We start from the raw sequence: 15,103 nt of genomic DNA on the forward strand, positions 1-15,103 counted from the left end.
CACCATGTGGAAAAACACGGTGTTGTAACTGCAGGAAATGGTGCCAAATATAGAGCGCAAGCGCCTTTATCTTCAGGCTTTTTGCATTTGCTGCGGTGCAGGAAAGATCTTGGCCAGTTTCCGGAGGTTCTGGGCGGTGGCGGCGAGGAGGAATTCGTCATTTGCGCCGCATGGGCCGCGCAATCGGAGCCGTCCAAGTCCCAGGATGCGTTTGAGGTGGGCAAACAGCATCTCGACCTTCTTCCGGAGCTTCATGGAGATCACGTATTGCCTAGTCTTGGCTATATCACGGGTAACCTGGCGGGCGTCTTCGTTTTCCTCGCGGGTGATCGATCTGGCATCGGCGTTCGGGCAGCATTTCTGTTTCGACGGACACGCCTGACAGGTCGGTTTCAGGACACGGTATTTGGCCCGCCCTTTGCCGGCCGGTCCCCGGTTCGGGTCGGAATAATTTCGGCGGAACTGCTTCAACTCCTGGCCCTCGGGGCAGATGTATTGGTCGTTGTCAGCGTCCCACTCGAAGTCGGCGCGGGTCCAGGTGCCGTCGTTGCGGCCAGACTTGTCGAAGACCGGGATATGCGGCGCAATCTTGCGGTCGACCAGCCAACCCAGCATCGGCCCGGTGCCATAGGCGGTGTCCGCGATCAGGCGCTCGGGGTGCAGATCGAATGTGCCCTTCACCCGCTCGAGCATGGTCTTGGTCGACCCGACCTCGGCCTGGCGGATAGATCTTGTGGCCTCCACATCCACGATGACGCCATGGTCCGTGTCGATCAGGTAGTTGTCGGAATAGCTGAAGAACGCTGGGCCCTTACGAGCTGCCGTCCACTGGCTGGCCGGGTCGGAATGCGAGGTGAACTTGGGCTGGACCTCGCTGGCGGCCCCGAAGGCAGCCTCGTCCAGCGTGTCGAGATACTCGCGAACCGCGCGGGGCGCCGCGGCCGGGTCGATCTGCGAGACGTCCCAGTCCTCCTTCGGTGTGGAGTTCTGCTTGTTGGCATCCGCCTCGATCAGGCTAGCATCGATTGCCATGCGCTGGCCACTGACCAGGGCCCTCAGCAATGCACCGCGCCACGTTGTCTCGAACAAGTGACGCAGCAGTTCGCTGTCACGGAAGCGACCGTGCCGGTTCTTCGAGAAGGTCGAGTGATCCGGAACCCGATCAGCCAGGGCGAGCCGGCAAAACCAGCGATACGCGAGGTTCAAATGCACCTCCTCGCAGAGGCGTCGCTCGGACCGGATACCGAAACAGTCGCCGACCAGGAGCATGCGGATCAGCAGTTCGGGATCGGCAGACGGACGGCCGGTGTGACTGTAAAAACCCGCAAGATGGGCGCGGATGCTGCTCAGGTCGACGAACCGATCGATGGATCGCAGCAGATGATCTTGGGGGACGTGATCCTCCAGCGAGAACTCGTAAAACAGCGCTGCTTGTGCTTCTTGTCTCGGTCCTAACATTGCTCAACTCTCCCGCTGGTCAGAAGAATTGAATCAGCAACTTACGCTTCGATCAAGCACGAGTTTTTCAACGAAATAAGCCCAATCTGACCGGTGCTGCAAGGTGAAAGAGTGACCGCTTTCTTTGACCGGTATGAAAAGTGGCTAAGTCAAATGAGGTTCTATCAAAGGATTTGCGGCAAGGCATTTTTTAGCAAATTATGTGGCTTGTTGTGCCGGGCCAAAAACGAACGTTCTTCACAGCTTGAGAGTAAGCGCGGGCGTCAGCAGAGCCTGATCGGGTCAAAAAGCGTTGCAACCGAGCGGGCGGGACGTCACAATTTCCCCATGAAAATTCCGGGCATAGACTGGCTGAAGCGAAACGGGTTCTTCCTGAGCGAAGTGTTTTTTGGCACCGCTGGGTTAGCCTTCCTCTTGATAGGAAGCGACCTTCTCATCCAGAATGCTTTTTCGAATGATGAGGTCGAGCAGAAGATTAGCAACAACATTGTACCCACGCACCCAATTGAAGATATTACTCGTAGGAGTGTGTTTGCGGCCGAAGAGTTGTCGGTTTCCCATATCGCTAACTGCGCAGGTTCAACCATCACATCGGAACTGGAGAAAGTCGGATCAGGTATTTATCTCAACATTCAACTAACTGGAAGCGTTTCAGATGGATGTACAGAGCACTACCTTTATGTCAGCTCTTCTCGCAAAATTGAAATGTCTTCCCGAACCGGTGATTTCTCACAAGTTCGCGTAAATCGGCTCGACAATGCAGAGATTGAGGACTTTGGCGATCAACTGCCGCTCGCCAAAGGCTGGTATACTGGAACGCTAGTACATCTAAGCATTCGAAAGGATGATTTCTCATACTGGCAAACTCCATCATTCACTGATGATGAATTTTGGGGTAATGAGAAGTTCACGAACAGTCAGAATGGATCGATTCAGGGCCGGATTAGGATCAGAGTCCATGAACATGTGCTTGAGTGGGGTCACCCATGGTATCTCCCATATTTCTTGACGCCAGTGATTACAAAGCTGAACTTGAGTTTGCCTAGCATAAACGGATTGGCCTTCTGGAAAAGTTTTTCAGATATCGATTACGATAGATTCGAGCGGCAGCCAGCCGGCTTCTTCCAGAAGTCTAAATCTTTCGACTATCCTGAGCTAGAAAGCTTAGATGAATTTTTTATTGCGAATGAAGTACGATCACGCATTCGGGTAGATCATCCAGTTCGGGCAGCATCGAGACTAGATACTGAGTTGGTGGACGGCACCCTCGCCGAAATAAGGCGTGCTTGGCCGCAAAACACATCTTTGAAGGATGTCTCTGGCTCCCGAGGGCGATCTATGGAGATGCTTTTGATGCCAAGGAATTTTGAAGACCGTGTTAACTCCCTTTACGTCATTGCCGGTGTGTTGCTTGGCTTTGGTCTCGCCCTACTGATCGAAGTGTTAGCCCTGATATTGCGAAGACTGGAGGTGAGGATTGCACAGAAAGCTGGCAAGTTGCCACCCACTTCGTGAAAAGCCGAGGCATGCGGCCTAGTAGATGTCATTGTGTCGACCAGCGGTTATCTTTGTGAGCATCGGCATATGGTTCTGTCCCCGGGTAGAGCCAACGTTTTTTTGGCCAGCTCCCGAAAGCAGCCATTAGCACAAGCGCCGCGAAAGCTCACTAAGTCTAAGGTTTGTGGCTTCTGTCAGCGTGAGCTGCAGCGGCGACAAATCTGACAAGGAAGAAAGCGCGGGCGGCGTTTGGTGCTATGGGGATTGTGGGCTACGGCTGCGGTGATCCTTGTGCGTAACCACGGTTGGAGTGACGACGCGCAATGCAAGTATATCGCGTTTGCCAGCCCGGCCTGGCCAATTGATCTCGCATCTTTCCGCCACAGGCCGTTTGCAGAGAAGGTTTTGGCGATTTGGCCGCACTGACTGGTCCGGTGCCTGCGCAAGGGAGGGCCGGGTTTGGGCGTCGTATCCTGCGGCGGGCTCCCATGGTGGGGCGCGGGACTTTGGTGGTTGCCCCCGCAAGAAAGTCTCAATGACGATCATCGCGCCACCGCATTTGGGGCAAGACTGATGAACATCCTTATCTTCGGGATCGTCACTGTCTCCCTCAACCGGCGTCTGGTTAGGTTCCGCATCAAGTAAACGCCTGATCTTTGCGATCCTGTCGCGCCGGATGCCGTTTGCGAGGAAGCCGGTGTGGCGGATGCGGTGGAAGCCGGAGGGCAGGACATGGATCAGAAAGCGGCGGATGAACTCGTCCGTGGGCAGTTGCATGATCTTCATCCTGTCGCCCCGTTTGATGCGATAGTCTTTCCAGCGGAAAGTCACGGTGTTGGCATCAGTGCTGATCAGGCGGTGGTTTGAGATCGCCACGCGGTGCGTGTAGCGGCTCAAATACGCCAGCACGGCCTCAGGCCCGCCGAAGGGTGGTTTGGCATAAACGACCCAGTTGGTTTTGCGCAGCGGTGTGAGATATGCGGTGAAGGTATCGGGGTCGGCCAGCTTTGCCAGTTCGCCGAAGAAGCGCAGCTTGCCTGCTTTGTGCAATGTGCTCAGCCCTTCGGTAAACAAGCGCCTGAACAGCCGTGATAGCACCTTCACGGGCAGGAAGAAGCCTGGGCGGCAGGTGCTCCAGCGGGTGCCATCTGGCGACAGCCCGCCTCCCGGCACGATAACATGCACGTGCGGGTGATGGGTCATTGCCGAACCCCACGTATGCAGAACCGATGTCATGGCGATCTTCACACCCAGGTACTTTGTATCAGCTGCAATGGTCAGCAGCGTCTGAGCTGATGCTTTGAACAGCAAGTCATAGGCCGCCGCCTTGTTCTGGCAGGCAATGTCGGCGATTTGCGACGGCAGGGTGAAGACCACATGGAAGTATTCGACGGGCAACAGGTCTTCCATCCGAGCCTGCATCCAGTCCTGTGCCGCAGCGCCCTGACACTTTGGACAATGCCGGTTCCGGCACGAGTTATAGGCGATATGCTGATGATCGCACTTGGTGCAGGCAGCCACATGCCCGCCAAGGGCTGCAGTCCGGCAAGTCTCAATCGCGGACATCACCTTCAACTGCGGCAAGCTCAGGTGTCCGGCGCGGCTCCGGCGATAGGCTGTACCATGGGCCCGGAAGATATCCGCGACCTCCAGCTTAGGTCGAGGCACGAAGGCTGGATCTAACCTGAACCTGTCTCGCGCCGCTGCAATAGATCAAGCGGGCTTGTCACATCTTGGATCGTCTTGGTTGCCACCTGTGTATAGATCGTTGTCGTTTCCAGCTTGGCATGACCCAGCAGCACCTGGATCACCCGAATGTCGGTCCCACCCTCAAGCAGATGCGTTGCAAAGCTGTGCCGCAGCGTATGGGGTGATACCGCCTTCTTGATCTCCGCAAAGTCACAGGCGACCCCAAACGCCCTATTGAACTGCCGCGTCGAGATTGGATCGACCCGATTACGGCCCGGAAAGAGCCAACCCCCTGGACGTGCTTCGCGGTAATAATAGCGCAGAAGATCCAGCAGGCTTGGCGACAACATCACATGGCGGTCCTTGCCGCCCTTGCCCTGATCGACCCGGATCAACATCCGGTCGCTGTCGATATCGCCAACCTTCAGGTGGGTGACCTCACTCGCTCGCAATCCGCCGCCATAGGCAACGCCGAAGGCCGCGCGATATCGGAGCCCTGGCCCAGGTGCCGCTTCCAGAATGCGCGCAACTTCCTCGGCACTCAGCACCACCGGGATCTTCTTTGCTGCCCGCCGATAACGCATATGCTGCTTCATCTCAGACCGCGGGCACGTGGTCGCGTAAAAGAAGCTGAGCACTGTAAGCCGATTATTGAACGTTGGTGCTCCGACGCCCCGTTCCTTCATATCCAGTTGAAACGCCCGCAGCTCTTCCGGCGTCGCACTATCCGGCGCGTGCCCCAGGAACCGTGTGAAGTCACGCATGGCCCGCAAGTACATTGTCTGCGTCTTGGGCTGCAGCCCCTTGATCTGCATGTCTTCAACAAAACGCTGGCGTAGTCTGGGAACATAATGGTCTGGCATCGAAACCTCCTGTCGTCAGATTGAGAAGGTCCCAATCGTCCAAAACAAGTGCCTATCCACAAAAGCCACAGCTCAAATCAGCGCGCTTCACCCACCACGAGCGCCAATACCGCGAGAGCGGTTTCGTCCTCGTCCAGCACTCCGGACAATCATACTCCCGACTATGAATGTCCGCTGCGAGAAGTGACATGCCGCTGACGACCCACAACGACCAGACAAGAAATGAACGACAATGTGTTATCACTCCCTCGACCCGATCAACCGAGAGCCGGTCAAATTCTGCTAACGGTTTCATTTGTTAAGGAAATCGACGCCCGTTAAATGCAACCACCAGCTGTCATACATATGTCAGTCTGAGCTTGTGCCATCTGATCTTTTTGCCATTTGATAGGAGACCATGCGATCAGCAAATTCTTGAAGCTTCTGCTCTTCCGCAGCCGTCAGCTTGACTTGAAATTTTGACGGTTGTGGCGGACCGATGAACTCGGTTCGATCTTCCATCAACTCTTCGTAAGTCATCATCTTCATCTCAATGGTGACCGGGCGCCGATCATGTCCTTGTTCATCAAACCATGGTTCAAAAACACCACACGATAATTCGTCAATCAGCTCGATGAGCAGCAAGCGTTCATCGTTGTGCATCATTTCATAGTTCACAAAGCGCCATTGGCGTTTGTACGCTTCAAGCGCGTGCCAGGGTGTGATGACGTCCGTTTTGTACCACAACAAGTAAAACAGCTGAGGGAACTTCACCGGGTCGATTTCATCTGAACGTCGTTTCATATCAAAAATCCAGGTCTTCATCGTTCCATTCAGTGCCATCAGAAGACAGTGGCGGTGTCAGGCTGTTCAGAAAGCCCTGCCATTCTTGCTTCAGCTCAAGAGCTGGCTTTTCAGCTTCACGAGCTTCAACAGCGGTAGGCCGCAGAGCTTTGATCACGTCCCAGAGGTTGAAGTAGTACATGGGCTGCCCACCCGGCAGTTTGTCGTAAATGAAGTCAGTAACCTCCGGCACCAGAGAGCTCTTGTGAATGCGGTCCTGGCCTTCGTCTAAGAGATCCAGCGCATGCCTGAGCGCGCTCGCACGCAGCACATCGAGCTTACGAGCTTCGTCAAATGTCGGTGCCAAGTTGTCGACAATGTCAGCATTCGTGAGCTGCGTTTTACGACCAGATCGCTCGCAGATCATCTGCATGAGGTGTGGCGGTGTTGTTGTGACGTTAGCCAGGTCGTATCGCGGCTGTTTGAGCGCGTACTCGTACAATTTGGCTCTGTATTCTGAGAATATGGGCATCATCTTCCTCCGTCACTTTCGCCATTTACAACAGACCGGAGAGGCATTCTGATGAAGTTCACTGATAACTACATCCATTGGCCAAGCCGATCAGCTTAGGATGGTGCAAAGAAACGATCCTCCCTGGCTGGGGGCTACGAAAAAATCTTAAAAGCATGATTTTATGCGGCGACACCGCGGAGAGCTAGCTTTTTCGCAAGGCTCACATGTTCAGATTTCGCGTTATTTCATTAGGCTCGGCCTTCCATAACCGACATTCATTTACCAGTTTTTCGCAAACCGAAATGATTGAAGGAAATTGCAAATTTGCACCAGGGTGCATTTCTTTCTCACCGTATTTCGTTGGACTAAACTGTCTGCTGGAGGTCCAATTCTCGGGGGCGCCTCGTAGATGATATGGAGGGAGCTCAGGACTCACTTACGAAGTGAACCCTCTGTTCATGCCTGATCCAAGTCATACAGACAAATGCCTTTGCCGGTCCTGAGGATATTGGAAATCCTCGGGATCTAGGATCAGGCTTTGTTTGGTTGGTTTGCGGCGGCATATATGGTGACAAAAGCGCGGATGCGGTCATATGCGTTCTTGCGCCGCTTGTTACCTTCCCTTTGGCGCATGACTCGTACGTCTTGGTCGCGTCGATCGGCCCCAGCAGCCAAATCTATACCCGCCTGCCCGTCCTAACTGGTCTCGTTCAGCAATGCGATTTCCTCCGGTGTTTTTGCAAGATCGGCCAAGATGGGGCAGTTGGGTCGGTGATCTCCCGCGCAAGCATCCACCAGGCGCGCCAGCGTTGCGCGCATTTCTGTCAACTCGTTTATTTTCCCGTCAATCTGATCAAGATGCTCTTCGGCGATCTGCTTGACCTCAGCGCTGCTGCGATCATCGTCCTCGTAGAGCTTCAGCAGATTCCGGCAATCTTCAATGCTAAATCCGAGTGCTCGGGCTCGTCCCAAGAATGCCAACTTGTGTACGTCGCGGTCACGAAAGCTGCGATAGCCATTGGCGCTGCGCAACGGCGTTACCAATCCGATATCCTCATAGTAGCGGATTGTCTTGGCTGGTAATCCAGATCGGTTTGCGACATCTCCGATATTCATTTTGATATCCTTCTTATTCGGCTGGAACAGGGGAAAGGCTGGCTGCGGGGTGAACATTCTTAGTCTCGTCCATGGCGGGGCGAACGCTGCGAAGCCGCAATGCGTTGGTCAGAACAAAGACCGAGGAGAGCGCCATCGCTCCCGCAGCCAAGACGGGCGACAGCAACAGACCGGCTACCGGATAAAGGACACCCGCCGCCACGGGGATCAGCGCGACATTGTAGCCGAAGGCCCAGAACAGGTTTTGCCGAATGTTGCGCATGGTGCGGGTGGAGACTTCGAACGCATTAACCACACCGCGCAGATCGCCCGACATCAGCACAACGTCGGCGGATTCGATGGCCACATCGGTTCCGGTTCCGATGGCGATGCCTACATCTGCATGGGCGAGAGCCGGGGCATCGTTGATCCCGTCGCCGACGAAGGCGATTTGCCGCCCGTTCCCGCGCAATTCGTCCAGTGCTGCGACTTTGCCATCCGGCAATACGCCTGCAATCACGTGGTCGATGCCTGTTTCTCGTGCGATTGTTTCTGCGGTTTCGCGTTTGTCACCAGTGATCATGGCGACCTTCAGCCCCAAATCGTGCAGCGCGCGGATGGCCGCAGCACTGGCAGGTTTCACGGGGTCGGCCACAGCAATCACGGCGGCCAAACGCCCGTCGATGGCTGCGAAAAGCGCGGTGCGGCCTTGTTCTGCGAGACGCCGTTCTTCATCGGCCAGCAGGCCAATTTCCACCCCTTCGCGTGTCATCAAGCGGTCGGCCCCGACCAAGACGTCACGTCCAGCCACATCTGCACGTACGCCGTGTCCGGTGATAGATTTGAATTTTTCGATCTCATGTCGTGCGACGTTTTCAGCACGCGCGGCCCGAACGATAGCATCGGCGACAGGATGTTCCGACTGCTCTTCGACCGCGGCGATAAGCGCCAAGACCTCGGCCCTCTCGAACCCGTCGGACAAAACCAGATCGGTCAGTTCGGGGCGGCCCTCGGTCACGGTGCCGGTCTTGTCGACGGCCACAACGCTGACGTTGGGCAATTGCTGCAGCGCATCACCCTTGCGAAACAGCACTCCCATCTGCGCCGCACGTCCGGTGCCGACCATGATCGAGGTCGGCGTGGCCAAACCCATCGCACAGGGGCAAGCGATGATCAGCACGGACACGCCGGCCACAAGAGCATAGGAAAGCGCTGGGGAAGGGCCGACGACCAGCCAGACCAGAACGGTCAGCGCCGCAAATACCATCACTGCAGGCACGAACCACAGCGTGATCCGGTCCACCATTCCCTGAATCGGCAGCTTGGCCCCCTGCGCCTCTTCGACCATGCGGATGATCTGCGCCAAAGTGGTATCGGCGCCGACGCGGGTGGCCCGGAACTGGAAGCTGCCGGTGCCGTTGACGGTACCGCCGGTGACCGGATCGCCCGCGGACTTTGCCACCGGCACAGGTTCGCCGGTAATCATGCTTTCGTCGACATGGGCACTGCCTTCAGTCACTTCGCCGTCCACGGCAATCCGCTCGCCGGGGCGCACGACAAGGATATCGCCCGCGCGGATACGTTCGATGGCAACATCCTGCGGTTCCCCATCCACCAGAACCCGCGCGGTACGCGCCTGCAGGCCCAGCAGCTTCTGGATCGCGGCCCCGGTGCGTCCCTTTGCGCGGGCCTCCATCCAGCGACCCAGAAGGATCAACACCACAATCACTGCCGCCGCTTCGAAATAGACGGCCCGCGAGGCTTCGGGCAGCAGATCCGGGGCAAACAGCGCCACCAACGAATAGAGATATGCCGCCGAGGTGCCGACCGCGACAAGGCTGTTCATGTCCGGCGCGCCCTTGAAGAGAGCCGGAAAGCCCTTGGTGTAGAAGGCGCGACCCGGCCAGGCCAAAACAACCGAGGTCAGTACGAACTGAATCAGCCAGCTTGTCTGATGCCCGATGGTGCGCCCGATCAGGTCATGCGCCCCCGGCACCACATGCGCGCCCATTTCCAGTAAAAAGACCGGCATGGCAAAGGCGGCGGCCAGCGCGGTTTTTCGCGCCATCGCCCTGGCCTCGATGTCTTTGCGGGCGCTGCGATCCTCGGCAACGGTCTCTTCTGCCGGTTCCGCCGGATAGCCCGCCTCCTCGGCCGCCTTCAGCAGATCGGCCAGCGCCACGACACCTTCGGCGTAGCTGACGGTCGCGGTTTCCGAGGCGAGGTTAACGTTGACATCCAGGACGCCCGGCACCGCCGCCAACGCCTTGTCCACCCGCCCTACACAAGAGGCGCAGGACATTGAGGCCACATTCAGACGCACACTTTCGGTCCGCGCAGGATAGCCCACCCCGTCGAGCGCCAACATGATGTCGGATAACCGCTCAGGTGCATCGACCGTCGCCTGCACGGTCTCGCTGGCGAGATTCACATGGACGTCATTAACACCCGGAAGCGCCGACAGGGTTCGCTCGACCCGTCCGACGCAGGAGGCGCAGGTCATGTTTTGCACGGAAAGCCGAAGGGTTTGAGAGGTTGACATGGACGACTCCTGAGTATGTTTAACCCATAGATAGGGGTTCCACTTACTGGAAGGTCAATAGGGTTGCGGGTATTTCCTCGGCCCTTGACCTTCCCGCGGTGGAAGACCTCACTTAAAGGAACATTCAGAGGAGACAGACATGACCAGATTGAGCATTCCGGATATGAACTGCGGGCACTGCACCGCTGCCATCGAAAAGGCAATCAAGACAATCGACCCAACCGCCAAGGTTTCCTGTGACCTTAGGGCGCATATTGTGGAGGTGGAGAGCTTCTTGAGCGAGCGAGCCGTTTCCGAAGCAATTCGCGATGCCGGATATGACGTAAAGGCACCGGCCGCGACCTGATACGGAAATTGGCGCCGATGAGTTCGGCGCCATTTCATCACGTGATCTGAGGCGCGAGATCAGTCGCTTTCCCGTGTCTTGTCGACCAGAGCCTCAAGTTGCTCCTGCTCGACAAAGCCGGGCACGAGGTCTTCGCCAATCACGAAAGATGGCGTTCCGTTGAAGCCAAGCGCTTGTGTCAGACGCATTGACACGTCGATATGCTCCTGCACCTCGGGTGCTTCCATATCGACACGAAGCTGCTCGACATCAAGCCCGATTTCCTCGGCCAAGCGCATGACTGACGCTTCTTCGGCGCGTTCTTTCATGCCCATCAACGCCCAGTGAAGCTCATCGTATTTGCCCTGCTCTCTTGCCGCCAGTGCGGCTTTGGCTGCAAATACCGAACCATCGCTGAGAATGGGCCATTCACGATAGACGAGCCGGACATTCGGGTCGGCGTCGAGCAGTCCTTGAACTTCGGACATGGCCCGCTTGCAGTAAGGGCAGTTGTAGTCGAAGAACTCCACGACGGTTACATCGCCCTCGGGATTTCCCAGAATTGGCGCGTTCGGATCATGCTCGAGCAACTGGCGCTGGTTTTTAAGAACGTCCGCTGCCGTCTCAGCCTGGGAGGCCGCCTGCGCCTGTTCGAGCAACTGGACTGCTTCCATGATGATCTGAGGGTTTTCACGGATCGCTTCCAGCGCCAGCTCTTTGATCCGCGCATCGCTCAACTCCTGTGCGAAGCTGGCGATCGGCGCAATGGCCAAGCCAAGCGCCAAGGCGGTGCTTTTCGTTCGGTGCATTCTCAATTTCCTTGTCTCTGGCGATCGGCGGCGCTGCGCCCAGCCTGCAACTCGCGCTGCCGGTCTGGCCATGTTGATTTGATATAGGCGAGTATGTTCCAGATCTGATCGTCGGTCAGTTGATCGCCGAAGCCGGGCATGCCGCTTTCAAAATCGACGCCCTGTGCGGCAAGGGCGGCCTTGCCGCCAAGCTTGGTGTAATCGAAGAGCACGCTGTCTGGATGATGCCATGTATGGCCCGTCTCGTCATGCGGTGGAGCGGGCAACACGCCATCCGGTCCGGGTGAACGCCAATCGGGTTGACCCTCGAGGTTCGCGCCGTGGCAGGAGGCACAGTAGTCCTGATAGTATTGCTCGCCCTGCGCCAGATCAACACTCGCAGAAAGATCATTCGTTTGCGCAACAGCTTGCGTCATCAACCATGCGCCAGCCGCGATTGAGCACATAAGTCCGGCAGAAAGGATCAAGTATTTCCGCATCATGTCACCTCAAGCCAGGTCATCATACCGGAAGCAGCGTGGCTCAACATATGACAGTGGAAAAGCCATTTTCCCGGATTGTCTGCGGTGAAGGCGATGGTTCGAGTCTCGCCGCCGAACATTAGCAGGGTGTCACGGAGGTGACCAAGGCCCGCGTCCTTGGTCACCTCGCGGAAATGCATTCCGTGCAGGTGCATTGCATGGGGAAATGAGGTGTCATTGTAGATATCCAGCTTAATTGTCTCACCCTTTGAAACGCTCACGAGCGGTACATCGGTCATCCCTATCGTTCCGTTGAAGGACCAGAACTGGTTCGCCTCGATCAGTTGGCGGAAGCTCTTGCGTTCGCCATTCAGAATGGCCGCATCCAGCGTACCCATTGCGCCGCCCTGCATGTTAAGACGCGCCGTCACGGCCTTTTTGGTGCCGGACACATCCATTCCCGGGTTCGGAGGCAAGGGACGCGGTGGTTCACGGCGCGCCGATGCCGCGCGGCCTGACACCGGAAACGCCACCTGGGAGGCACCCTCTTGGTCTTCGATGCGCACGAGGTGGGCGGTTTTGCCAGACTCAACTGTCACATCGACGATCAGATCGGCACGCTGGCCCGGTCCGAGGATCAGAGCGTCGGTCAAGGGCTTTGGTTGGGTTAGCGGCATGCCGTCCAACGCCATCGTCCAGCCTTCCATACCGGAAAGCGCCAGAACGAATATCCGGGCATTTGCCGCATTGATCAGCCGCAGGCGCAGACGTTCGTGCTGTTTCACGTCCAGCGTCAGGTCGTGGCGTCCGTTGGTGGCGATGAAGTTGCCACGCCGTCCCGCATGGCTGCGATCATGACGGGAATCAAAATCGGGATCGATCTGCGCCGTGTCTGGATCGAGAAGCCAATCGTCAAGGATCAACACCTCCTCGCGGTCGATATCCTGCGCCTCGGCCTCTTCCACGATTAGTGCCCCGTATAGCCCTCGCGCGACCTGTTCGGCCGACCGATTGTGTGCGTGGTACCAATAGGTGCCGGCATCAGGCACCACGAAATCATAGTCAAAGCCTTGTCCTGGTTCGACGGCTGGTTGTGTCAGACCGGCAACCCCGTCCATCGCATTATCAATGCGGACCCCATGCCAATGGACTGAGCTCGCTTGAGGCAGTTCATTCAGGAACGTTTTCTGGATCCGCGCACCTTGTGCCAGCCGTAGTTCGGGCCCTGGCATCTCGCCGTTATACCCCCATATTTTCGTCTCCGGGAATGACCGTGGAGCCAACTGGACGGTTGCAGGCCGCGCCGTGAGTTGGCTAAATCGCGGCGTTGCAGCTCGTCCCAAAGCCGGTACAGTCGCGGCCGCGATCATCGCCGCACCCTGCCCAAGAAATTCTCGCCGTGTTGCCATTTTTCTGCATGTCCTTGTAGTAGTCGGGGCGGCGAGCCGTCTCGCCGTGTTAATCAATGTTTTTATAGGTTCTTGGCGTGCCGGCCAACGCCCTGCCTCCAGGCACATCGCTGTCGAGAAGATAAATCGCCATCGCTTTCAGATCCGCCTCCGAGAGAAACCGCGTACCGTTCTGGACGACCTCACCCATGCTGCCGCCGAAGATATCTCCTGACGGGGTAACCCCACTTTGCAGAGCGAAGGACAGATTGGAGACCGTCCACCCGCGTTCTACCAGATCATCGGACAGGATCGACGGGGCTTTATTTCCACCTGGCAGATCGTCGTTGCCTGCAAAAACGGCATCGGGCATGCGCCCGCCTACAAGGTTTCGACCAGTGTGACAGGCACCGCAATGGGCGGCACCACGCACCAGTTCACGACCCCGGTTCCAATCGTCACTCTTCCCCCTCAGGGGTTCGGTTTGCGGATCGCCAATGAACGCCGCGCGCCAGAGCTTTAACCCCCAGCGCTGGTTGAACGGAAAACCAACGTCGTGCGGTGGCGCGGCGGCTGCCACCGGTGCGACCGTCTGGAACGCCGCCCACATATCGGCAATGTCCTGATCGGAAAAATCCGCGTAGAACGGATATGTGAACGCGGGGAAAAATGGCTCACCTTCGGGCGAAACCCCTTGCCTGACGGCCATCGCGAATTCCGACACGCTCCAGTTTCCAATGCCATTCTCAGGATCGGTGGTTATATTCGGGGGATAAAAGACGCCAAACGGGGTTTCAAGCGGCGCGCCACCGGCCAGCGGAGCCCCCCCACCCTCGAAATTCGTGTGACAGGCAATGCAACCGCTCGCGCGCGCCAGATAGGCGCCGCGTTGGACATCGCCGGTCAACTCGATCTCGGCGGGCGGATGGCCGATCGGCCAGGCCACCAGTGCCGCGATGGCCGCCGTGCCCACAAGGGCAAAGACAGCAGTGCCTGCAAGAACCCGCCTCATCTTACTTCGCCTCGGCGCGGAAGCGGGTGTGGCAGGACGAACAGGTGTTGCTGACCATTGCGAAAACCGCAACGACCGGCATTTCAGCCAGTTCTTCACGACTCATGGCGTTATCGGCCTTCATGCGACCGCCGCTCATCATCGAGTCAGCTCCCATCATGTCGGATTCACCCATCATGGCACCCGCACTCGGCATCGCGCCCGGTTGAGTTGCGGGTGAGTTGTCAGCGGCAAGGGCCAAGCCCTCGGAGTATGTGTGCAATTCTTCCGCAAGCCTCGCGAAGCTCTCCCAATCCTGCCAGATCGCATCTTTGGCGACCGAAGGCATGCCGCCGCTTCCTTCCGGGAACAGGCGGGTCATAGTGTCGCCAGCATGCTTCCCGATGGTTTCTGCGGCACGGCGCACCGTGTCGGCATCATAGGCGGTTTCGCCGCTCATCATGGGCGCGACCTGCTTCACGGCCTTGCCCATCGCCGACATTGCGTCCATGCGCTCCTTCACGATACCGGTCGCGCCGCCATGGGCAAGTGCCGCCGATGCCACGCCGACAAGCACGGCTGAAGTAAAAATCTCTGTATATCTCATGTCGTGATCCTTCAAATCCTGATTTCGAGGTGTCTCCGATCAGGTAAGGGATCGCGGCGGCGGCGGTTCGTAGGTGGGTCCGATGCCATCACACGTTGTAGG

13 protein-coding genes and 1 pseudogene are annotated in these 15,103 nt (G+C 57.3%); 2 read left to right on the plus strand and 12 right to left on the minus strand.

The annotated features are described in order from the left end of the window. Positions 1–72: 72 nt before the first annotated feature. Positions 73–1,458 carry an IS1182 family transposase gene (locus MUY35_RS04335; RefSeq protein ID WP_248364184.1) on the minus strand — a complete coding sequence of 462 codons (1,386 nt, stop codon included), beginning with the start codon at positions 1,456–1,458 and terminating at the stop codon, positions 73–75. A gap of 111 nt (positions 1,459–1,569) precedes the next feature. Between MUY35_RS04335 and MUY35_RS04340 the strand changes: the two genes are divergently transcribed. Continuing rightward, complete coding sequence (locus MUY35_RS04340; protein ID WP_248364186.1) at positions 1,570–2,973, plus strand: hypothetical protein; 1,404 nt, start codon at positions 1,570–1,572, stop codon at positions 2,971–2,973. 471 nt (positions 2,974–3,444) lie between these two features. Here the strand turns inward: MUY35_RS04340 and MUY35_RS04345 are convergent. The 6 genes and pseudogenes from MUY35_RS04345 to MUY35_RS04370 form a co-directional block, all read right to left on the minus strand. Beyond that, positions 3,445–4,623 (minus strand): annotated as a pseudogene (locus MUY35_RS04345) (IS91 family transposase); the annotation flags it as partial. An 11-nt stretch (positions 4,624–4,634) separates the two neighbouring features. Further along, positions 4,635–5,507, minus strand: a complete 873-nt coding sequence (locus MUY35_RS04350; RefSeq protein WP_248364188.1) for a site-specific integrase — start codon at positions 5,505–5,507, stop codon at positions 4,635–4,637. 348 nt (positions 5,508–5,855) lie between these two features. Next, positions 5,856–6,290 (minus strand): hypothetical protein, encoded by a 435-nt coding sequence (locus MUY35_RS04355; protein ID WP_248364189.1) that lies wholly within the window; start codon positions 6,288–6,290, stop codon positions 5,856–5,858. Between the two features lies 1 nt (position 6,291). Beyond that, positions 6,292–6,801, minus strand: coding sequence for a hypothetical protein (locus MUY35_RS04360; RefSeq protein WP_248364190.1), 510 nt, complete (start codon positions 6,799–6,801; stop codon positions 6,292–6,294). A 678-nt stretch (positions 6,802–7,479) separates the two neighbouring features. After that, positions 7,480–7,899 carry a Cu(I)-responsive transcriptional regulator gene (gene cueR / locus MUY35_RS04365; RefSeq protein WP_247038660.1) on the minus strand — a complete coding sequence of 140 codons (420 nt, stop codon included), beginning with the start codon at positions 7,897–7,899 and terminating at the stop codon, positions 7,480–7,482. A 13-nt stretch (positions 7,900–7,912) separates the two neighbouring features. Next, complete coding sequence (locus tag MUY35_RS04370; protein WP_248364191.1) at positions 7,913–10,420, minus strand: heavy metal translocating P-type ATPase; 2,508 nt, start codon at positions 10,418–10,420, stop codon at positions 7,913–7,915. 139 nt (positions 10,421–10,559) lie between these two features. Here MUY35_RS04370 and MUY35_RS04375 point away from each other — a divergent pair, with 139 nt between their 5' ends. Further along, positions 10,560–10,766 carry a heavy-metal-associated domain-containing protein gene (locus MUY35_RS04375; RefSeq protein WP_248364192.1) on the plus strand — a complete coding sequence of 69 codons (207 nt, stop codon included), beginning with the start codon at positions 10,560–10,562 and terminating at the stop codon, positions 10,764–10,766. Between the two features lie 59 nt (positions 10,767–10,825). Here MUY35_RS04375 and MUY35_RS04380 read toward each other — a convergent pair whose 3' ends face one another. The 5 genes from MUY35_RS04380 to MUY35_RS04400 are packed head-to-tail and all read right to left on the minus strand — an operon-like array spanning position 10,826 to position 15,001. Then, the gene (locus MUY35_RS04380) at positions 10,826–11,554 is read right to left on the minus strand and encodes a DsbA family protein (protein ID WP_247034221.1); all 729 of its coding nucleotides are present in this window, start codon (positions 11,552–11,554) and stop codon (positions 10,826–10,828) included. A 2-nt stretch (positions 11,555–11,556) separates the two neighbouring features. Beyond that, the gene (locus MUY35_RS04385; protein ID WP_248364193.1) at positions 11,557–12,036 is read right to left on the minus strand and encodes a cytochrome c; all 480 of its coding nucleotides are present in this window, start codon (positions 12,034–12,036) and stop codon (positions 11,557–11,559) included. Beyond that, positions 12,033–13,424, minus strand: coding sequence for a multicopper oxidase family protein (locus MUY35_RS04390; protein WP_248364194.1), 1,392 nt, complete (start codon positions 13,422–13,424; stop codon positions 12,033–12,035). The genes MUY35_RS04385 and MUY35_RS04390 overlap by 4 nt, the downstream gene beginning before the upstream one ends. A gap of 49 nt (positions 13,425–13,473) precedes the next feature. Next, positions 13,474–14,415 carry a cytochrome c gene (locus tag MUY35_RS04395; RefSeq protein ID WP_248364196.1) on the minus strand — a complete coding sequence of 314 codons (942 nt, stop codon included), beginning with the start codon at positions 14,413–14,415 and terminating at the stop codon, positions 13,474–13,476. 1 nt (position 14,416) lies between these two features. Next, positions 14,417–15,001 (minus strand): cytochrome c, encoded by a 585-nt coding sequence (locus MUY35_RS04400; RefSeq protein WP_248364197.1) that lies wholly within the window; start codon positions 14,999–15,001, stop codon positions 14,417–14,419. Positions 15,002–15,103: the final 102 nt, after the last annotated feature.

Source organism: Aliiroseovarius sp. S1339 (genome assembly GCF_023195695.1).
Lineage (GTDB): Bacteria > Pseudomonadota > Alphaproteobacteria > Rhodobacterales > Rhodobacteraceae > Aliiroseovarius.